This is a genomic window from Cardiobacterium sp., assembly GCF_057314735.1.
The window spans coordinates 1-19,701 of record NZ_DBHKZK010000039.1 but is presented as its reverse complement, the minus strand read 5'-3'; the positions used below and the strand labels follow the sequence as shown (position 1 = coordinate 19,701).

Genomic DNA, 19,701 nt, shown 5'->3' with positions numbered 1-19,701 from the left:
GCCTGCGAAAAATGTGGATTTTCCTGTGTTACCGCCTTGCAATCTGTACTACAATGCGCCGCAGATCGTTATTAACGTTTTAGACGCATCGCGCCTTTCCCCTTGTAAAACAGGCGGAACCCCGTTGATAACCGTCTCTGGCGACACGGCACAGCGCATGACCGGCCACGACCGGATGAGGCAATGTACCGTCCGCGTCGTCTGAACCGGTTGATTACTCACAAATTTGGAGCATTTTATGTCTGGACTATTCCTCATACAGTTCATCATCGTGCTGGTCTGTATTCTGCTCGGCGCGCAAGCGGGCGGGATCGGCCTCGGTGTGTTCGGCGGTCTCGGTCTCGCCATCCTCACCTTCGGCTTTGGTCTGGAACCAACCAGCCCGCCGATTGACGTCATGCTGATGATGATGGCGGTCGTTGCCGCCGCATCGGCGATGCAGGCCGCCGGCGGTCTCGACCTGATGGTCAAGGCGGCGACCCGCATCCTGCGCAAGAACCCGAAATACATCACCTTCATGGCGCCCGCCGTCACCTACATCTTCACCATCTTCGCCGGTACCGGCCACGTCGCCTATTCCGTGCTGCCGGTGATTGCCGAAGTGGCGCGCCGTAACGGCATCCGCCCGGAACGCCCGCTGTCAATGGCAGTCATTGCCTCGCAATTCTCCATCGTCGCCAGCCCGATTGCCGCTGCCGTCACCTCTGCCGTTTCCTACCTCACACCGTACCACCTCAACATCGGGAAAATCCTGATGGTGACCATGCCGTCCACGATACTCGGCATCGCCATCGCCTGTATCTTCGTCAACAAGATGGGCAAAGAACTGAAGGACGACCCGGAATACCAGCGCCGTCTGAAAGACCCGGCCTATCAGGAAATCTTTGCCGCCCAGGTCTCTGAAAGCGAAATGGAAAGCGGCGCGGGCGAACGTTCGGCGAAAATCTCCCTCTCCATCTTCATCTTTGCCGCCATCCTCGTCGTTATCCTCGGCTCGTCCAACGACTTCCGTCCCTCTTTTGCCCAGGCAGACGGCACGATGAAAGTGCTCACCATGCCGCATACCATTGAAATCATCATGCTCACCGCCGGCGCGCTCATCATCATGCTCTGCAAACCGGACGGCACCGCCATTACCCGTGGCTCGGTCTTCCACGCCGGGATGCGTGCGGCAATGGCCATCTTCGGCGTTGCCTGGCTCGGCGACACGCTGTTTAGTGCCCACCACGAAGAACTGAAAACGCTGGTCTCCGGCCTGGTCGAAACCGCGCCGTGGACATTCGCTTTCGCGCTGTTCGCCTTCTCCGTGCTGGTCAACAGCCAGGGTGCGACCGTCGCCACCCTGTTCCCGCTCGGCGTCTCGCTCGGCATCCCGCCGGAAATCATGGTCGGCACCTTCGTCGCGGTAAACGGCTACTTCTTCATCCCGAACTACGGCCCGATTATCGCCTCAATCGACTTCGACACCACCGGCACGACCCGCATCGGCCGCTACATTCTCAACCACAGCTTCATGATACCGGGCTTGCTCAGCCTCGCCTTCAGCCTCGTGCTGGGTCTCGCCTTTGCGAAAATGCTGCTGTAATCCCGCGCGGGTATTCAAGAAAAAACCGGAGTCCTGCTCCGGTTTTTTTGTGGGCGACGCTGCGGCGTCAGAAGATTTTGGGCGATGATTTGCCGACGACAAAGCCGTGCTGCTCGCCGTTCTGGCAGAGGATGTTTCCCGCCTTGCGGCGGCATTGCCAGCCCTCGCCGCTGATGGCTTGTCCTTCGGCAAGGTCGGTCGGGGTGCCGTCCATGTCAGTATCGCCGCGGCATTCCCAGCGGATTTCCGCGTTGCCTTGTGCGGGCAGGACGAGGGTTGCCACCCAGGCCTGCTGGCAGTCGGCGGGGCGTTCTTGTGCGAGTTTGCCCTGCACGGGGACGTCTATCTGGCAGCGCACGCTGTCATAAGGCGGTGCGATGAAGGCGACATTGCGCACGTCGCCGCCGCAGTAGGCGAGGTAGTCGCCGTTTTGGCCCTTGCCGGGCAGATTGAAGCGTTGGGCGAAGCTGCCGGGGGCGCTGTCTGCGCCGTTGTCTTCCGTGGTTAGGTTCGAGGTTTCTGTTTGGCGTGCCGGGGCGGCAGGCGATGCCGCTTCGGTGATGATGGCGCTGGCGGGAAGCGGGTCGTCAGCCGCGTTGTCGTTTGGCGTGGCGGGCGGTGCTTCGGCGACGGCTGTTGCTTGAGGCTTGGGCGCGGGTGGCGCTTCGGCGACGTCTGCCGTTTTGGTTTCGGGCGCCGGTTTTTCGCCTTTTTTGGCGTCAATGGCAGCCTTGATGCTGTCGGCATCAAGGCGCGGTACGGTTTGGGCGTTGGCGCTGGTGACCGCGAGGAGGGCGAGGAGAAGGAGCGTTTTGTTCATGGCGGGTTCCGATGGGGAAAATGGGTTGCTTTGGTAATACGGGAAGCGGAGCGTCGGGCGCATTTTAGGGCGGTTTATGTTGTTTTGGATGTGGCTACTACGCGAATAGTTTGCTGCCCCACCTCACCTCGCTCGCACTTCACGCGAGCTGTTCCAGTCCCCCACGGGGGAGGGAGCCGTCCGGCGTATGCCCACATAATGGCGCTCGTTGCAGGCGCAATTGTATAGCCATCCACTGAAAGCCTCATACTGTGTTGCGCCGCTTAACCGTACAAATGTTGTCCCGCCCCGGCTCTCCCCCACGGGAGGGAGTCGATCGGTGTACAACCGCCATAACCTGGATGGTGCACCGGGACACATCCTGTGGCGAGTTCTGGACGTAGGAAAGCGGGAAAAGCGTGCGTGCTGACCGGGTTTCCCGCCAGCGCGTCAGCGGTGGGGCAAGTCCCACCCTACGGGGTACCATATTCGTTTACATACAGGATAGCGGGGAAGGTGTATGTAAAACGGGTGGCAGGGCGTGTCACCTTGCCAGCACCCGCCGCGCCGCTTCCACGCCCCAGTACGCCGCTTCTTCAAACACGGAATAGCCGCTCATGTCGCTGTGCGCGAAGTGCAGGCGGGAGCGGTGCGCGCGCACAGCGGCGAGTTGCGGGTCGTCCAGATAGCCGGGCAACGGGATGCGCATCGCGTGGGCGCGGATGCTGATTTCAACTGCATCGACCGCACGCCAGAAGCGTTTGCCGTAGGCGGCGACGAGGTCTTGCGCGGCGAACGCCAGCAGTTCGGCATCGGGCGCGTCCAGCAGCCAGGTGCGTAGTACGGCGGGGTCGGCGTGATTGAGCGCGTGGTACGCGGTGAAGACGGTGCGCGCCGGCTTGGCAACGCGGATGAGCTGGTTGCTGGCGGCGACGTAGCCGAGCGCGGGGCTGCCGTGGATGACGTTGTCCCAAGCGAGCTGCGTACCGTCGGGTTCGGCGGGGAAGCGGTGCAGCACGAAGTTGCTGACCAGCCACGGCGCGTAATGGCCGTGTCCGGCAAGGAGACCGTAGCGGTCGGCGTCCCCCACGATGCGGGCGACGACCATCAACGGCATCGCGCTAATCACTTGGTGCGCACGAAGCAAGGTGAGCGCGCCGCTGTGGTTGTCGCGCAAAAGCACTTCGACACGGCCGGCAGTCTCGCGGATGCGCACGGCGCTGGCGTCCAGCGCGGCGGGTTGGGCGAAGTGCAGCGTGTCGCCCTGCGGCAGGGCGGCGAGGGGTTGCAGCCCGCTGCGTTCCCGCAACAGCTGCGAGAGGTGGGCGAGGCCGTCCGGCCAAGTCAAAACGGCGTCGTCGTCGTGACCGCGCGCGGCGAAGTAATGCAGCCCGGCGAAGGCGGAAACCTGCGCCGCACCCGCGCCGTAATCATCGCGGCAGCAGTAATCGAGGTACCACAGCAGCGTTGGCGAGCGGTAGCCTTCACGCGCCAACCAGGCGGCGAAGGTGAGGTGGTCGAGCGCACGCCATTCCGCATCCTGCGAGGAGAGGGCGACGGGAATGGCGAAAACCTTGCGCCCGTCGCCGCCGCGCGCGCGTTTCAGCCGCTGGATGAGGGCGAAAAAGCGGCGGCTGTCGTCATCCTCCTGCGGCAACAGCGCCTCCTGCCAGCGCCCGCGAAAACGCAGCCGTTCCGCCGGGGCATAGACCAAATCCGTCTCGCGGTAGCGTGGCGTGTCGCTGTCTGCACCGCTTTCAAGGATGCCGAGGTCGGCGAGCATTTCGCGCACCGCGACGCTTTCCCGCGACGGCAAAGCAAGATAATGCGCGCCACTTGGCGCGCGCAAATCGCCGCTGATGAAGGCGGCGTTGTTGCCGTTGCGCTCAATCCCTTCGGCAAGCAGCACGTCGCGCTGCCCCTGCCGCGTCAAAAACCACAGCGCGGACAGCGCCGCCGCACCGCTGCCGAGGATGAGGACGTTGCAATCGCAGACGCGCTGCGGTTTGGCGTTAGTAAAGGCGGCGTCGCGCAGTTGGTGCCCAAGCGGCAAGCCAATGCGGCGTACCGCCAACGGTGGCGGGCGGTTGAGGTGGCGATGGGTCAGCCACGATGCGGCAGCGGCGACGCTGATGGCGGCGGATTGGGCGAGAAAACGACGGCGGTTGTTCATACCGACATTATAATAAGTCGCGGGCGCTAAACCTCACCAATTAACAGGCAAAACCACAACTGCCCACGGACAAAACCACAGCAACCCACCCGCTTTCGCCCAGATGACACGCCACTCCGTCGGGTGCTGTCCGAAAAAAACAATACCAACCAAAGAATTAAAACAAAAATTTTCTAACCTGCGCACTCGCTTGCAGCCCCAAAAAACCACATCGCCCTGCCAATTCACGAGATAAACACAAAAACCCACAACAACACACGGAATTAAATCCGTCTTTTTCACAAAAAACCTCAAAAAAGCAAAAAAAGAACACAAAAAAGTGTCGGTAAACACACGGGAAAACCGAAAAACTTTATAAAAAAACGATGCAAAAACAACTAATAACGACGGCAAAATAAAATAAACTTGCAGTTGCTTGACACACCCTGCCCCCATCCCTATAATCCGCCCCGACATCATTGATGTTATCTCCTCTATATCCTCCTTTGGTGGTTGTTTGCCGGGTCGAAAGACCCGGCACTTTTTTTGCCCAAATCCCGGCGGGGCGGCGGCGAATACCGCGATAGTGATACACGCAAAGCCCTGTACCAGGCGCGCCGCTGAAGACAGTACGCCTTTGTACGGCGCGGGTTTCCCTGAAAAATGGCGCAGCCATTTTTCAGGGTGCCCGGTGAGGCGGCGCAACACCGTACAGGGCTTTGCGTGGATTGCTATAATTCCCGCAAATTCAACATCGGGAACAGCAAATGTACCTCGTCAGCAACGCCCTCAGCGAACGCCTCGGCAGCCAATATCCCTTCTGGCAGGCGCCGCTTCCCTTCAACCTCATCAGCGCCGAAATGTCTGGCCGCATCAGCGCCCAGGGCGCGCACGGCATCATCCGCATCGCCGCCCACGACACCCGCGACAGCCTCGAAGCCAAAACCGCCGCCTACCGCCAGCATCACGCCGCGCCCAGCTACTGCTTCGCCCACCTCCTGCCGCACCAGCCGCAGGGCGACAAACCCGACACCGCCGCTGCCGAACTGCTGCAAACCCGCCTCAACAGCGAACCGCTCGCCCTGCAACGCGGCGACCATTTCCTCGACCTGCTCGACACCGCCATCGCCGCCCAACCGCGCGCCATCGGCTTTGCCCAGGGGCTGCCCGACCGCGAAACCCTCGCCCTCATCCGCGAGCAGGGCATTCTCACCTTCGCCATCGTCGGCAACCTGCTCGAAGCGCTGAGCGCGGACGACTTCGGCATTGACGTCCTTGTCCTACAAGGGATGGAAGCGGGGGGCGAACGCGCGGCCTTCACCAACAACCTGCCGCACGTCGAACAAACCGCGCTGTCGCTGTTGCAACAAGTCCGCGCTTACAGCAAAAAACCGCTCGTCCTCTGGGGCGACCTCACCGGCCCGGCCGATACCGTTGCCGCCATCATCAGCGGCGCGCAGGCGGTGATGCTTGACCGCCCCTTCCTCGCCTGCGCCGAAAACGGCCTTGAGCCCGACCTGCGCGAACGCGCCATCCACGGCAGCGAATACCAAAGCCACATCAGCGACCAGTACACCACCCGGCCAATGCGCTGCCTGCATCACCGCGCCAGCGCCATTGACGACGCCGCGCTGCGCGGCCAGGAAAACCTCTACGCCGCCGCCTTCGCACAACAGCCGGAAGAACGCCCGCTACCGGTCGCCATCAGCGCTATTGACGACCCGCAAAACCTCACCCATTACCTCAACCAGCAGGCACAGCACATCCGGCAGATGATTGCCTGACCCTGCCGCAACCAGAACCATAGGGGCGGTGCATAACCGCCCGTTTTTTTACATACACCCTCCCGCTACCCTGTATGTATAACCATCCACCGAAAGTTTCAGACAAGGCGCGCCGCTGAAGGCAGTACGCGGTTGTACGGCGCGGGTTTCCCTAAAAAATGGCTTTGCCATTTTTTAGGGTGCCCGGTCAGGCGGCGCAACACCGTATGAGGCTTTCGGTGGATGGCTATAAACACCCACCGGAACCCTGCCATGCTTCTTGACTACGCCCACCTCACCCTCGACGCCGACGGCCAACCCCGCAGCGACCACTACCACGACATCTACTACAACCCCGGTGCAGGTTTTGCCGAAAGCGAGCACGTCTTCATCAACGGCAACCGCCTGCACGCGCGCATTGCCCATGCCCGCAGCCTCACCATCGGCGAAGTCGGCTACGGCACCGGGCTGAACTTCATCCACACCGCCGACACCTTCCTCCGTGAAGCACCACCGGAGGCGCGGCTGCACTACATCAGCTTTGAACGCTACCCCATCACCGCCGAAACCCTCGCCGCGCTGCAACGCGACTGGCCGCAGCCCGGCATCCGCGCCGCCATCCTCGCGCAAAACCCGCACAACCATCCCGGCCACCACCTGCTCAAAGTGCATCAGCGCATCCACCTGCACCTCATCCAGGGCGACATCCGCGCCACCCTGCCGCAACTGCGCGCGCAGGTGGACGCTTGGTATCTCGACGGCTTTGCGCCGGCGAAAAACCCCGAATGCTGGACGGCGGAACTCATCGCCGAAATCGCCCGCCACAGCGCGGCAAATGCGACCGCCGCCACCTTCAGCGCCGCGCGCAGCGTGCGCGATGCCCTCGCGCAAGCCGGATTCCAGGTGGAAAAAATCCCCGGCTACGGCGCGAAACGCGACATGATTGCCGCCACCCTCGCCGCCGCGCCCGCGCGCGAGCCGCACTGGACCAACGCCCCCGCCGCCGCATCCGGGCGCATCGCTGTCATCGGCGCGGGCATCGCGGGCAGCACCACCGCGCGCGCGCTTGCCGAAAGCGGTCGCCACGTCGTGCTCTATCACAGCGACGCGCACCCGGCGGCAAGCACCGTCCCCGTCGCCGTGCCTTATCTCAACCCCGACAGCGAAGCAACGCCGAACCGCCCCTACCAAATCGCCGCCTGGCACCACGCCATGCGCGCGCTGCACCAGTACCCGCGCGACATCTACCACCCCTGCGGCGTGTACTGCCACGCGGCGGACGACGGCGAGCGCCGCCGCCAGCAGGCGGTGCTGGACGCGCAACTCCTGAACGATGCCGAACTGCAAGGCGACGCGGCGACGCTGTACTACCCGCGCGGTGGCGTCATCCGCCTGCCCGCGCTGCTCGCGGCGCTCACCGACCACCCCAATATCGAACGGCGGCAGGCGACGCTGACCGGCCTGCGCGACCTCGGCGAATACGCCGCCATCATCCATTGCTGCGGCTGGCAAACCGCGCTCATCCCCGAAACCGCGCTGCATCACGCCATCCGCCCGGTACGCGGCCAGGGCAGCCGCTTTGCCAGCGACACCGTGCCAGACGCCATCCATTGCGGCGCGCGCACCCTCATCCCCGACGGCGACCGCATCTACAGCGGCGCTAGCTTCGGCGCGAACGACAGCGACCTCACCCCGCGCGCGGCGGACGACGACGTGAACCGCGACGCCATCACCGCCCGTTACCCCGGCGCGGCGCTGCACTTTTATGACCACTACATCGGCATCCGCGGCGCGAGCCGCGATTACCTGCCGCTGGTTGGTGCGGTGCCGGACGCCGCCGACGTCGCCGAAAAATACGGCGCGTTGCGCCACGACGCGGGACGCTCCATCGCGCGCGACATCGCCCACCACCCGCGCCACTACCTGCATCAAGGCCTCGGCAGCAAAGGCTGCACGCAAAGCTGGCTCAACGCCGACATCCTCGCCGCGCTGCTCAACGGCACGCCCATCCCGCTACCCGCACCGCAACTGGAACGCATCACCCCCGCCCGCTACCTCATCCGCGCGCTCAAACGCGGGCAACTTTGACCCGGCAAACAGGCAAGAAAAAACCCCGTTGCCGGGGTTTCAACTAACACTTTGTCGCAAAAGACGGCGCCTTGCCATGTTTGCGTGCTGTTTGTAATGGTGGAGCCGTTTTTACTAATACGTCTGATGGCAACAATCGCGCCAATTCATCCAGCGCCTGCTTGTACACCTTGCGCTTAAAATGCACTACTTCACTCGGTGGGACAAAATAATCAATCCAACACCAGTCATCGAACTCCGGCGGCTGGTTTGACGCATTGAGATTCACCGCCAAATCACCGCTTTCCAGCCGCAGCAAAAACCACTTCTGCTTTTGCCCGATACACTGCACCATGCCGGGGCGACGCTTGCGGCGATAACGCACCGGCAGGCGGTAATAAAGCCAGTCCGCCGTCTCGCCGAGCAGCGTCACATCCGCCGGTTGCAGCCCCGTCTCCTCGAACAGCTCGCGCCACATCGCCTGCTCGCTCGACTCGCCCGCATTGATGCCACCCTGCGGAAACTGCCACGAATCCTGCCCGCTGCGCCGCCCCCAGAACGCCTGATTGCGCTCATTGAGCAGCACAATGCCGACATTGAAGCGGTAGCCCTGCGCATCAAAAATATTGTTATCCACTAAATCTCTGTTCATGCAATCTATTGTTTCATAAACACTGCTTGCGTACAACGCGCCGCCCGGCAAAAAGGTTTTGACGCCATCACGGATTCACGTTACATTAAAACCCATTAACAACCTTTCTCAACACCATCACCATGTACATTTGTATTTGCCAGGGCATTACCGATCGCCAAATCCTTGACGCCATCGAAAACGGCCACGCCAGCAGCGCGGCGCTGGCGGAAACCCTCGGTACCGGAACGTGTTGCGGACGCTGTCAGGAAACCGTGGAAACACTGGTACAAACCCACGCCAGACCGAAAGTTTGGCAGGCCGCCTGAAATCGCCCACAAAAAAGCCCCGCTTGCCGGGGCTTTTTTCATGAATCAATCCTCGTCGTCATCATCGTCATCATCGCTAAGCGGTTTGCTCTGCCCGAAAGGAATTTCCTCGCCCTTAATCAAACGCTCAATATTGCTGCGATGGCGATAAATCAAAATGGCGACCATAACGAATACCGCCGGACGCAACCAGGTGCCGGAATCGCCCGGCGCATAAAAAATCGTCGCAATCACGGCAAAGCCGGCGGCGCTCAAAGCCGAAAGCGAAGAAATCTTCGTATTCCAGAATACCGCCCCCCAAATACCGGCAGAAAGCAATGCCACCACCGGCGTCCAGCCGAGCAATACCCCGAAAGCCGTTGCAACGCCCTTGCCCCCTCTGAAACCAAAAAAGAACGGATACAAATGACCAAAGAAAGCACCCAGTCCGACCAGCATAATCGTCAAATTATCAATACTCGCCGGGAACATCGGATACAAAACATACTTGAATACAATGACGGGCAAAAAACCCTTAAGACTGTCGCCTGCCAGCGTCAATGCCGCTGCTTTCTCTCCGGCAATACGCAACACATTGGTTGCGCCCGGATTCATTGAGCCCAACGTGCGCGGATCGCCATAACCCATAGCGCGGCAAACAATTACCGCCGACGACAAAGAGCCACAAAAATAACCGGCGAATGCGCCCACAATCCAAAAAAGAAGATGTTGCATAAAAACCTCCGAATGCGATAATTCCCGTTTTTCAGCCCGTAACCCCATGAACTCACAAGATATCATTTACATCCATGCCATCAAGGTACGAACCGTCATCGGCATTTTGCCCCATGAACGCGCCATGAAGCAAACCCTGATTATAGATTGCGAACTGGGCACCGATACCCGTGCCGCCGGCAAAAGCGACGACATTGCCGACGCCCTCAATTACGCCGCCATCTGCGACAGCATCAGCGCATTCGCCGCAAGCGCCAACTACCAACTGCTGGAAGCCTTCGCCGAAGCACTCGCCGCTACCCTCCTCGAACAATACCCGGCCGCAAACATCCGCCTTGCCATCCAGAAACCGGGCGCACTCGAAGCCACCCGTGAGGTCGGCCTGCGCATATACCGCGAGCGAAACTGAAGCACTATAATGCGGACGCCTGAAAAACCACGGCGCACCAGCCCCTGGCACGCGCTGCTCGCCATCGCCCTCGGCCTGCTCCTCGGCGATCGCAGCGGCGGCCTGATCAGCTACTGGCTCGTCCCGGAAATCATGCGGCTGGAACTCAACTGGCTGGATTACGCGGCCAAAATCCCGCGCCTCCTGCAAACCGACTTTCCACCGGGCATCAGGAACACCATCCTGCACGCCAAACTCGCGGGCGCTGCCCTCGGCGCACTCACCGCGTATGCCCTCTACCATACATACCAAAAAAGGAAAAAACCATGTACAGACAACACTATGCGGCAGACGTAACCGAAGCATTGGACGGACAGACCGTCAAAGTCGCCGGCTGGGTACACCGTCGGCGCGACCACGGCGGCGTCATCTTCATCGACCTGCGCGACCGCAGCGGCCTCGTGCAAATCGTCATCGACCCGGACACCGCCGACGCCTTTGCCCTTGCCGAACAAGTGCGCAACGAATACTGCCTCGCCATCGAAGGCCGCGTCCGCCTGCGCCCCGCTGGCACCGAAAACCCCGACCTCGCCAGCGGCAAAATCGAAATCCTCGGCAAACAGCTCACCGTCCTCTCCAAATCCGAACCGCTGCCGTTCCAGCTTGACGAAGACAACGTCTCCGAAGAAATCCGCCTCAAATACCGCACCATCGACCTGCGCCGCGAAGTGATGCAAAAAAACCTCATCCTGCGCAGCAAAGTCGCGGCCAGCCTGCGCCGCTACCTTGACGAGCACGGCTTCATGGACATCGAAACGCCGATGCTGACCAAAGCCACCCCCGAAGGCGCGCGCGACTACCTCGTCCCCTCGCGCACCCACCCCGGCAAATTCTTCGCGCTGCCGCAATCGCCGCAACTCTTCAAACAAATGCTGATGATGAGCGGCTTCGACCGCTACTACCAAATCGTGCGCTGCTTCCGCGACGAAGACCTGCGCGCCGACCGCCAGCCCGAATTTACCCAGCTTGACATCGAAACCTCCTTCCTTGACGAAGAAGACATCCTGCAAATCATGGAGCCAATGGTGCGCGGCATCTTCAAACAACACCTCGGCGTCGAACTCGCCGACCCCTTCCCGCGCATGACCTATCGCGAAGCCATGCGCCGCTACGCCTCCGACAAACCCGACCTGCGCATCCCGCTCGAACTGGTGGACATTGACGACCTCGTCAAAAACAGCGGCTTCAAAGTCTTTGCCAGCGTCGCCGCGCAAGACAATGGCCGCGTCGTCGCCCTGAAAATCCCCGGCGGCGCCAAACTCACCCGCAAAGAAATTGACGACTACACCGCCTACGTTGCCCGCTACGGCGCCAAAGGCCTCGCCTACATCAAAGTCAACGACGCCACGAGCGTCGAAGGCCTGCAATCGCCCATCGTCAAATTCCTCACCGCCGCAGGCGGCGCAGAAGGCGCGATTGCGCTGGACATCATCAAACGGGTGGACGCGCAAAACGGCGACCTCATCTTCTTCGGCGCAGACAAAGCCAGCATCGTCAACGACGCCATCGGCGCGCTGCGCATCAAAATCGGCCATGACCTCAAAATGCTCACCTGCGACTGGGCACCGCTGTGGGTGGTGGACTTCCCGATGTTTGAATACGACGAAAAAGACGGCCGCTGGTACTCCATGCACCACCCCTTCACCCAGCCGAAAACCGCGAACCTTGACGAACTGGACACCAACCCCGGCGACGTCCTCTCGCGCGCCTACGACATGGTGCTGAACGGCACCGAAGTTGGCGGCGGCTCCATCCGCATTCACCGCGACGATATGCAACAGCGCGTCTTCAAAAGCCTCGGCATCGGCGAAGCCGAAGCACAAGAAAAATTCGGCTTCCTGCTGAGCGCGCTCAAATACGGCTGCCCGCCGCACGGCGGCATCGCCTTCGGCCTTGACCGCCTCATCATGCTGATGGCGGGCGCCAAATCCATCCGTGACGTCATGGCATTCCCGAAAACCCAAACCGCCTACGACCCGCTCACCGAAGCGCCGTCCGAAGCCTCCGAAGCCCAACTGCGCGAATTGCATATCCGTAAACGGCAAGTGGAAAAGAGCGAGTAAAGCCAAAAATAAAGGGCGGTGTAAACCGCCCTAAAAAATGTGAGCTTAATAATGGAAGTATTCATCTTTATAATTATTTTATCTCTGTTTTTGTCTTTTATCTCTTGGGCAACAGATAAATTTAACAACTCTAAGGCAGGCAAGATAACCAACGATGTTTTAGATACCCTTGAAAAAATTGCATCAGGAATGAATCAAGCTGCATCAGAAATGGAAAAAAACGTTTCTGAATGGGCAAGAAAAAGACAGGCAGAACGAGAAGGTATAACGCAAATAGAAATAAACAATAAAGCATCACGTTATGGAAATAAAAATGGACCGGAGACAAAGAAAATGAATGCGTGGAATGAATGGAAACAGCGCAATCGTGCAAAACTGAATGAACATCCTTATGGCTATGAAGAAATGTTCGTTAATATGGTGCTTATGCAAATTGGTGAAATCCAGCCAGCAGATGTTATCTCTCAATATCATTTTTGTGATGACAGTGGCAAGAATAGATATATAGATTTTGTCATAGAGAATAAATCCAAGAATTGGCTTTTACCTATTGAGCTGGATGGTTATTCAAAAATGCAAATGGGATATGAAAAGTTTGATGATTTTCTTGTTCGTCAAAATGCACTAATTAAACGTTTTAGTATAGTTTTACGATATAGTAATAACAAATTCCGTGATTACCCAACTTTAGTAATTAGAGAGATTAAAGAAACTCTAATACTACAACAGCAAGGAAAAATTATATCCAGACCCGCTATTGAGCGGCTTAATGAAGAGATAGAAAAGCTTAAGCAGTTTTTAGCCAAGACAAAACAAGAAAGCGATAAAAAGATTATAAAGATAATTGAAAACCACGAAAAACAAATAAAAATATTTGAAGAAAAAGAGCGTAATCATCAAGAAAAATTGCGAGAAGAGCAAGAAAAACGCATAGCAGCTGAACATAAACAGAAAGAAGTTGAACGTGAACGACAGAGAGTAGAACGAGAAAGGCAAGAGGCACTACAAAAGCAACTTGCAGCAGAAACCGAATGGCGAGAAGCCACACTTATTGCGATGGAAGCAGAACAAAAATATAATGAAGAGAAAAGAAGAAGAGAACTAATAGAAGAAAACCTTGAGGATGAACTTTACGACAGACCTTCTAATAACAATAAATGGCTATACGCAGGATGTTTTCTCTTTGCCGGAATATCCATTACGGCGGCAATAGTGTATTTCTTCGATAGACAGCCTGCACCCACGCTCCCCCGTATTGCACAAAACACAAACAGCGACAGGATGAATACTGCACCTCAGCAAATCGCGCCGCAATCTGTACCTGTGCCAGCAGCAACAATATCTACCCCGGCTACCGCTACTACCACTTCTACAACATCCGTACCAAGACCGGTAGCAGTACAACAACAGCAGCCTGCTCCCATACGAACCGCATCTACGCAAACAGCATATGTTACACAACCTGCCATAGACTATATTACGCCTTATGATGCAAAAGGCCACATCGGCGAAAATCATAAAGTTTGTGGCAATATTGCAGAAGTTAAAGAATTTAATAAAGGCTTTTATCTTAATTTTGAAGATAAATATCCAAACCAACCTTTTACTGCTGTTATTTGGAAAAGTAACAAAACTCTTGCCCGCCAGTCTGTACAATTTAGCGATGAATACATTTGTGTTTCTGGCAAAATCGAAGAATACCGCAAGAAGCCGCAAATAATCATCAAATCTGCATCTCAAATTAACCCCTAATTTTTGGAGTACACCATGAAAAGAAAAACCTTTATTGCCAGTTTGCTGGCAGTCATCCTTTGCTCCCCCGCTCTTGCCGATGGAGAACCGCGCATTGATGCAGGCAAAGCTCCCTTCCATGTTGGCAAGACTGTTATGGCTTGCGGGATATTGGCAGAAGTCAGCCATCAGGAGAGCATCCATTTCCTGAATTTTGACAAAAGGTATCCGGAGCAGACACTAACCATTGTTATTTTTGACAGTGATTATCTACCTTTTGAAGAACGGTTAGGTAAACTGGAAAATTATATTGGTGCAAAATTCTGTGCTAGAGGAAAAATTGAAGAATATAACGAGCGTTTGCAGATAAAAATGAAAAATCCGCAGTTTTTGCGCTTGATGAAATAAAAGAGCCCCCGGCCTTGAACTCCTGATACGCATATCAGGCAAAACCGGGGGGATTGATGCGGCGGATTATAGCAAAACGTGGCTAAATTCCCAACACCGCATGAGAACCGAGGCGGACAAGCAACAGTTTGTCCGCCTCCGTTTTTTCATAAAGCAGCACCAAATCAGGGCGAATATGGCAGTTGCGGCAACCGGCAAAATCGCCGCTCATATTATGGTCGCGGTATTTTTCCGCCAATGCCTCATCTTTCTGCAATGTTTCCAGCACGGCATTAAATTCATCCGCCAGCAGAAGCTGCCGGTATTGCCCTTTTAACTCGCGTTTCAAATCCCGCTTGAAACGCGATGTTGGCACTACCCTACGCATCATCCAAATCCTGCAATAACTCTGCCATATTGGCATAGCTTTTTAACGATTCCGAACGCGCTTCCTGCAAGGCCGCCAGTGTTTCTTCCCGTGGCGTCAGTACCGGATCAAACGGCAGACGTTTTTCCTGCGCGACGCGGGTCAACATCAGGCGAATCGCCTGCGATACCGTCATTCCCATCTCTGCCAATACCGAGGCGGCTTCCGCATTGATTTTTTCATCAATGCTGGTTTGTATCACGCTGTTTGCCATAAAAATACTCCGTTGGATACCGAAAACGGGGCGATTATCCCATCGCACTGCCGCCCTGTCCACGCGCCCGCGCACGCCCGCAGCCATGCTGCTACAATTCGCACCTTTTCCAATACAAGCAACCCCATGACCGAACTCGAACCGCACCTGCACACCCGTATCAACCGTTTCTGCGAAATTGGCGATACCCTCGCCGCAGAAGGCAAATACAGCGATGCCGTCGCCGCTTACCAGTACGCCTGGAACCTGCTGCCCGACCCCAAAGAAAACTGGGAAGCGGCAACATGGATACAGACCGCCATTGGCGATGCCCATTTTCTCAACGGCAATTACGCAGCCGCGCTGACCGCGCTGGAGCAGGCGATGCGCTGCCCCGATGCCATTGGCAATCCTTTTATCCATTTGCGCCTCGGCCAAACCCAATTTGAACTGGATAACAAAGACCGTGCCGCCGATGAATTGATGCGTGCCTATATGGGCGCCGGGGCAGAAATATTCGTTGGAGAAGCGCCGAAATATCTGCAATACCTCGGCACCGTTGCCGACGACATCGAAATCTCCCATCCGCTGCAATAAAGGAAACCCCATGCGCCAAATCATCTTCGATACTGAAACCACCGGCATGAATTTTAATGGCCGCGACAAATCCGAAGGCCACCGCATCATTGAAATCGGCTGCGTTGAGCTGATTGACCGCCGCCCGACCGAGCGTTATTTCCACCGCTTTCTCAACCCGGAGCAGGCGATTGATCCGGATGCGATGCGCGTCCATGGCATTACCAATGAGCGCGTCGCCAAGGAGCCGACCTTCGCCGCCGTCCTGCCGGAATTGCTGGAATACCTCGACGGCGCGGACGAACTCATCGCCCACAATATGCCGTTCGACCAGTCGTTTTTTAACCGCGAATTTGACCTCGCCGGGGTCGGCTACAAGCTGGAAGACCGCTTCCGCCTGCTCGACACGCTGGAGCTGGCGCGCAAAAAAATCAGCGGTATCAGCCGTTTCAGCCTCGACAACCTCTGCAAATACTACGGCATCGACAACAGCAGCCGCACCCTGCACGGCGCGCTGCTTGACTCGCAACTGCTGGCCGAAGTCTATCTGAAGCTCACCACCGAACAGTCCGGCTTCAACTTTGCCGCGCCCGAACCTGCCCCCGCGCCGCAACCGGCGGAAAACGCCACCACCGCTGCGCCCGTCTCCGCCGCAGCGGGCAGTCCCGCCGACTGGCAGACGGTTGAAGTGCCGGAAGAGGAAGCCGCCGCCCACCGCGCCATCATGGCCGGCCTACGCAAATAGTCGTCTTCATTGCCGCATTTCCCGCTTCGCTGATGCTGACTGTATCTGACGCGGAGGGCAGGGGAGGGCGGTATCCTGTTTTCTCACTTGAGCACAACCCATGCACACCATCCTCGCCAGCAACAACGCGAAAAAAATCGCCGAACTCACCCCCATCCTTGCCCGCTTCGGCATCACCATCCGGCCGCAGCGCGATTACGGCATTGACGAAGTCGCCGAAACCGGGCTGACCTTCGTTGAAAACGCCCTCATCAAGGCGCGCCATGCCGCCAAACAAAGCGGTCTGCCCGCGATTGCCGACGATTCCGGCCTGTGCGTCCCCGCGCTCGGCGGTGCGCCCGGCATCTACTCCGCCCGCTACAGCGGCGCGGGCGACGATGGCAACAACCGCAAACTGCTCGCCGCGCTGGAAAACGTCGCCGACCGCCGCGCGTATTACGTCTGCCTCATCGTTTACCTGCGCCACGCCGACGACCCGTTGCCGCTTGTCGCGCAAGGCCTGTGGCACGGCACCATTGCCCTTGATGCGCGTGGCAACGGCGGTTTTGGCTACGACCCGATTTTTATCCCCGCCTGCGACACGCGCACCGCCGCCGAATACACGGCGGACGAAAAAAATGCCGTCAGCCACCGCGCCCGCGCCCTCGCGACCTTTGCCGAACTTTATACAGACCTCGCATGAACCCGCTCATCACCACCCTGCCTGCCGCCTTCGGCCTCATCATGGGCGTCGTCGGCGCCATCTTCTACACCGGCAACAGCGCCCATCCCTTTTGGCGACGCTTCTACACCATCCTCCCCGGCATCGTCCTATGCTGCTTCATCCCGGCAGGGCTGAACAGCGCCGGCGTCTTCGCCCCTGACCTCGGCGGGCAAATCTACCGCTTCGCCGCTACCTACCTCCTCCCGGCGAGCCTCTTCCTCATGACCCTCTCGATGGATGTGCCGAAACTGCTCGGCCTCGGCTGGAAAGTGCTGGCGATGTTCCTGACCGCCAGCCTCGCCATCATCATCGGCGGCGTGCTGAGCCTCACCATCTTCCACCTCATCGCGCCGGAATGGGTCGATGGCGACCGCATCTGGCGCGGCTTTGCCACCATTGCCGGCAGCTGGATTGGTGGCGCGGCAAATCAGGCGGCGATGAAAGAGCTGTACCACGTCGATGGCGAACTGTTCGGCACCATGCTGCTGATTGACGCGACACTCGCCTCCGTTTGGCTCTTTGCGATACTGGCCATGGCGCGCCACGCGCCGCGCATCGACCGCTGGCTGAAAGCGGACACCAGCGGCATCGAACAAGTCATCAAAACCGTGGAAACCTACGAACGCGAACACGCGCGCATCACCACCCTGGCGGACATCATGCAAATGCTCGGCCTGACCTTTGCCGTGGTCGGCGTGAGCTACAGCCTCGGCAACGCGCTCGCCGCCTGGTTCGGCCAGTACCCGCTCGCCGCCGAATACAGCCTGAACAGTGCTTTCTTCTGGCAAGTGCTGCTCGTCACCCTCATCGGCCTCGCCCTCTCCTTCACCCCGGCGCGCAAACTCGACCACGCGGGCGCCTCCAAACTCGGCACCGCGCTCATCTATATCCTCATCGCCGCCATCGGTATGCAAATCCGCCTGAACGGCATCCACGAACAATGGCGGCTGCTGCTGGTCGGCGCGCTGTGGATGGGCATCCATATCGCCATCGTCTTCGCCGTCGCCCGCCTCATCCGCGCGCCGCTGTTTTACCTCTGCGTCGGCTCGAACGCCAACACCGGCGGCGCCTCCTCCGCCGCCATCGTCGCCACCGCCTTCCACCCGGCACTCGCCCCGGTCGGCGTGCTGCTCGGCATCCTTGGCTACACCTTGGGCACCATCGGCGGCTACATCACCGCCGAAATCCTGCGGCATATCGTCGGCACCTAAAAAAGTAGGGGCGGTTAGGCGAAGCCGCAACCGCCCGTCTGAATATTCACAACACCATGCGCCGCACCCTGCCGTTCCAGTACAAAAAACGCTATCGCTGCACCATCACCGTCTTTCGCGGCACGGTCATCAGCACCCAGAAAAACCGCACCGTCCACACCCACATCAGCGGCGAGGCGGCGAGCAGCCACACCCGTATCCACAACGAATTTTTCCTGCGTGACAAGGCCAGCGGCAAAGAAGAAGCGATTGAGCTGGAAAACTGGAACCTGTCGCTGCGCGAAGGACACGACGTCGCCATCGTCTGGATACAGGGCCGAAAAGAAGCGGACGCGCGCCCGGTCGCCATCTACAACTACAGCCTCGGCGAAGAAATCTGGGCGGAAAACCAGCTACCGGCAGCGCTGCAAATCCACAAACCGGTGGCGCTCGTCACCTTTTGCAGCCTGCTCTGGTTTCTCTGGCTGATTCTCTCGCTGGCGCTCGTCCTCAAACTGGGACTGTGGAAACCGCGCGCGGTTATGGTGCTGATCGGGATGTCATTTTTTCTGATCGCCCTACTCAACCACGTCCTGCTCAACCTCTTCAGCCACGACCGCGACAAAGAAATCCTCGAAGCGCGCGAAGCGCTGCGCCAGACTGTACGCACCTTCGCCGGGCAGTCGCGCGGCATCCGCCGCTTTGAGGGTTAGGGGGTGTTTCTCTCCACCGCGGCGCACCTTATGGGTGTGTGCCGCAGGCACGCACGCGTTTGCCGATGTCAAATTCCCGCGTGCGTGTCGGCTACGCCGCCACACACCCTACGCACCATCTACAAAAACGCCGCTTGCAGCGGTGTTTTCTGCAGGGCAAAGCCCGTAGGGGCGGTTAGGACGAAGTCCGTAACCGCCCGAACGATAGTATAGCCATCCACCGAAAGTTTCAGACAAGGCGCGTCGCCGAAGGCAGTACGCATTTGTACGGCGAGGCGACGCAACACAGTATGAGGCTTTCGGTGGATGGCTATAATGGGTCATAACACGATGATTTTGTTCGTAGGTTGGGTGAGCGAGGGACGAGCGACTGGAACAGCTCGCGCAGCGACAAGTATTGTTCGCGCAGCGAGAGAGACCCAACAATCTGAGGTGGTGTCCTAAAATGTATGCTGATAAACGGCGGGCAAACAAAAAGCAACGGA

The 19,701-nt window shown here is 58.4% G+C and carries 21 protein-coding genes; 14 read left to right on the top strand and 7 right to left on the bottom strand.

All coding sequences use genetic code 11. From position 1 onward, the window contains the following. The first annotated feature begins 238 nt into the window (after positions 1 to 238). Positions 239 to 1,585, top strand: a complete 1,347-nt coding sequence (locus ACO54Z_RS04510) for an anaerobic C4-dicarboxylate transporter (RefSeq protein WP_485995946.1) — start codon at positions 239 to 241, stop codon at positions 1,583 to 1,585. A 67-nt stretch (positions 1,586 to 1,652) separates the two neighbouring features. Here the strand turns inward: ACO54Z_RS04510 and ACO54Z_RS04505 are convergent, their stop codons facing one another. From ACO54Z_RS04505 to ACO54Z_RS04495, 3 genes are all read right to left on the bottom strand, one after another. After that, the gene (locus ACO54Z_RS04505) at positions 1,653 to 2,405 is read right to left on the bottom strand and encodes a DUF6636 domain-containing protein (RefSeq protein ID WP_485995945.1); all 753 of its coding nucleotides are present in this window, start codon (positions 2,403 to 2,405) and stop codon (positions 1,653 to 1,655) included. 523 nt (positions 2,406 to 2,928) lie between these two features. Further along, positions 2,929 to 4,557, bottom strand: a complete 1,629-nt coding sequence (locus tag ACO54Z_RS04500; RefSeq protein ID WP_485995944.1) for an NAD(P)-binding protein — start codon at positions 4,555 to 4,557, stop codon at positions 2,929 to 2,931. Between the two features lie 33 nt (positions 4,558 to 4,590). After that, positions 4,591 to 5,241: a hypothetical protein gene (locus ACO54Z_RS04495; protein ID WP_485995943.1), complete on the bottom strand. Its 651-nt coding sequence runs from the start codon at positions 5,239 to 5,241 to the stop codon at positions 4,591 to 4,593. 62 nt (positions 5,242 to 5,303) lie between these two features. Here ACO54Z_RS04495 and ACO54Z_RS04490 point away from each other — a divergent pair, with 62 nt between their 5' ends. Together ACO54Z_RS04490 and mnmC2 are read left to right on the top strand one after the other, a co-directional pair. Further along, a complete protein-coding gene (locus ACO54Z_RS04490) occupies positions 5,304 to 6,320 on the top strand; it encodes a nitronate monooxygenase (protein WP_485995942.1) in 1,017 nt (338 codons plus the stop codon). Positions 6,321 to 6,572: 252 nt separating this feature from the next. Next, positions 6,573 to 8,387 (top strand): tRNA (5-methylaminomethyl-2-thiouridine)(34)-methyltransferase MnmC2, encoded by a 1,815-nt coding sequence (mnmC2, locus tag ACO54Z_RS04485; RefSeq protein ID WP_485995941.1) that lies wholly within the window; start codon positions 6,573 to 6,575, stop codon positions 8,385 to 8,387. A gap of 43 nt (positions 8,388 to 8,430) precedes the next feature. Here the strand turns inward: mnmC2 and ACO54Z_RS04480 are convergent, their stop codons facing one another. Then, a complete protein-coding gene (locus ACO54Z_RS04480) occupies positions 8,431 to 9,018 on the bottom strand; it encodes an RNA pyrophosphohydrolase (RefSeq protein ID WP_366916254.1) in 588 nt (195 codons plus the stop codon). A 122-nt stretch (positions 9,019 to 9,140) separates the two neighbouring features. On the opposite strand from ACO54Z_RS04480, the gene ACO54Z_RS04475 reads away from it, so the two are divergent. Further along, a complete protein-coding gene (locus tag ACO54Z_RS04475; RefSeq protein ID WP_298079215.1) occupies positions 9,141 to 9,326 on the top strand; it encodes a (2Fe-2S)-binding protein in 186 nt (61 codons plus the stop codon). Between the two features lie 45 nt (positions 9,327 to 9,371). On the opposite strand, the gene plsY is transcribed toward ACO54Z_RS04475, so the two are convergent. After that, positions 9,372 to 10,040, bottom strand: coding sequence for a glycerol-3-phosphate 1-O-acyltransferase PlsY (gene plsY, locus ACO54Z_RS04470; protein ID WP_485995940.1), 669 nt, complete (start codon positions 10,038 to 10,040; stop codon positions 9,372 to 9,374). A gap of 46 nt (positions 10,041 to 10,086) precedes the next feature. Here plsY and ACO54Z_RS04465 point away from each other — a divergent pair, with 46 nt between their 5' ends. The 5 genes from ACO54Z_RS04465 to ACO54Z_RS04445 are packed head-to-tail and all read left to right on the top strand — an operon-like array spanning position 10,087 to position 14,690. Then, complete coding sequence (locus tag ACO54Z_RS04465) at positions 10,087 to 10,449, top strand: dihydroneopterin aldolase (RefSeq protein ID WP_298079217.1); 363 nt, start codon at positions 10,087 to 10,089, stop codon at positions 10,447 to 10,449. Between the two features lie 9 nt (positions 10,450 to 10,458). Next, positions 10,459 to 10,785 carry a hypothetical protein gene (locus ACO54Z_RS04460; protein WP_485995939.1) on the top strand — a complete coding sequence of 109 codons (327 nt, stop codon included), beginning with the start codon at positions 10,459 to 10,461 and terminating at the stop codon, positions 10,783 to 10,785. Beyond that, positions 10,755 to 12,551 (top strand): aspartate--tRNA ligase, encoded by a 1,797-nt coding sequence (aspS, locus tag ACO54Z_RS04455; protein WP_485995938.1) that lies wholly within the window; start codon positions 10,755 to 10,757, stop codon positions 12,549 to 12,551. Before ACO54Z_RS04460 ends, aspS begins: the two co-directional genes overlap by 31 nt. 51 nt (positions 12,552 to 12,602) lie before the next feature. Then, positions 12,603 to 14,303 (top strand): hypothetical protein, encoded by a 1,701-nt coding sequence (locus ACO54Z_RS04450; RefSeq protein WP_485995937.1) that lies wholly within the window; start codon positions 12,603 to 12,605, stop codon positions 14,301 to 14,303. Between the two features lie 15 nt (positions 14,304 to 14,318). Further along, entirely contained in the window at positions 14,319 to 14,690 is a 372-nt protein-coding gene (locus ACO54Z_RS04445; RefSeq protein ID WP_485995936.1) for a hypothetical protein, read from the top strand. Positions 14,691 to 14,772: 82 nt separating this feature from the next. Here ACO54Z_RS04445 and ACO54Z_RS04440 read toward each other — a convergent pair whose 3' ends face one another. Beyond that, a complete protein-coding gene (locus ACO54Z_RS04440) occupies positions 14,773 to 15,057 on the bottom strand; it encodes a type II toxin-antitoxin system RelE/ParE family toxin (RefSeq protein ID WP_485996009.1) in 285 nt (94 codons plus the stop codon). Continuing rightward, on the bottom strand, positions 15,050 to 15,310 hold the full coding sequence (locus ACO54Z_RS04435; protein ID WP_485995935.1) for a type II toxin-antitoxin system RelB/DinJ family antitoxin: 261 nt from the start codon (positions 15,308 to 15,310) through the stop codon (positions 15,050 to 15,052). The genes ACO54Z_RS04440 and ACO54Z_RS04435 overlap by 8 nt, the downstream gene beginning before the upstream one ends. Before the next feature lie 126 nt (positions 15,311 to 15,436). On the opposite strand from ACO54Z_RS04435, the gene ACO54Z_RS04430 reads away from it, so the two are divergent. From ACO54Z_RS04430 to ACO54Z_RS04410, 5 genes are all read left to right on the top strand, one after another. Beyond that, positions 15,437 to 15,886, top strand: coding sequence for a tetratricopeptide repeat protein (locus ACO54Z_RS04430; RefSeq protein WP_485995934.1), 450 nt, complete (start codon positions 15,437 to 15,439; stop codon positions 15,884 to 15,886). Between the two features lie 10 nt (positions 15,887 to 15,896). Continuing rightward, positions 15,897 to 16,610 carry a DNA polymerase III subunit epsilon gene (dnaQ, locus tag ACO54Z_RS04425; RefSeq protein WP_485995933.1) on the top strand — a complete coding sequence of 238 codons (714 nt, stop codon included), beginning with the start codon at positions 15,897 to 15,899 and terminating at the stop codon, positions 16,608 to 16,610. 100 nt (positions 16,611 to 16,710) lie between these two features. Next, on the top strand, positions 16,711 to 17,292 hold the full coding sequence (gene rdgB / locus ACO54Z_RS04420; RefSeq protein WP_485995932.1) for an RdgB/HAM1 family non-canonical purine NTP pyrophosphatase: 582 nt from the start codon (positions 16,711 to 16,713) through the stop codon (positions 17,290 to 17,292). Next, the gene (locus ACO54Z_RS04415) at positions 17,289 to 18,524 is read left to right on the top strand and encodes a DUF819 family protein (protein ID WP_485995931.1); all 1,236 of its coding nucleotides are present in this window, start codon (positions 17,289 to 17,291) and stop codon (positions 18,522 to 18,524) included. The genes rdgB and ACO54Z_RS04415 overlap by 4 nt, the downstream gene beginning before the upstream one ends. 56 nt (positions 18,525 to 18,580) lie before the next feature. Continuing rightward, positions 18,581 to 19,216 (top strand): hypothetical protein, encoded by a 636-nt coding sequence (locus ACO54Z_RS04410; protein WP_485995930.1) that lies wholly within the window; start codon positions 18,581 to 18,583, stop codon positions 19,214 to 19,216. Positions 19,217 to 19,701: the final 485 nt, after the last annotated feature.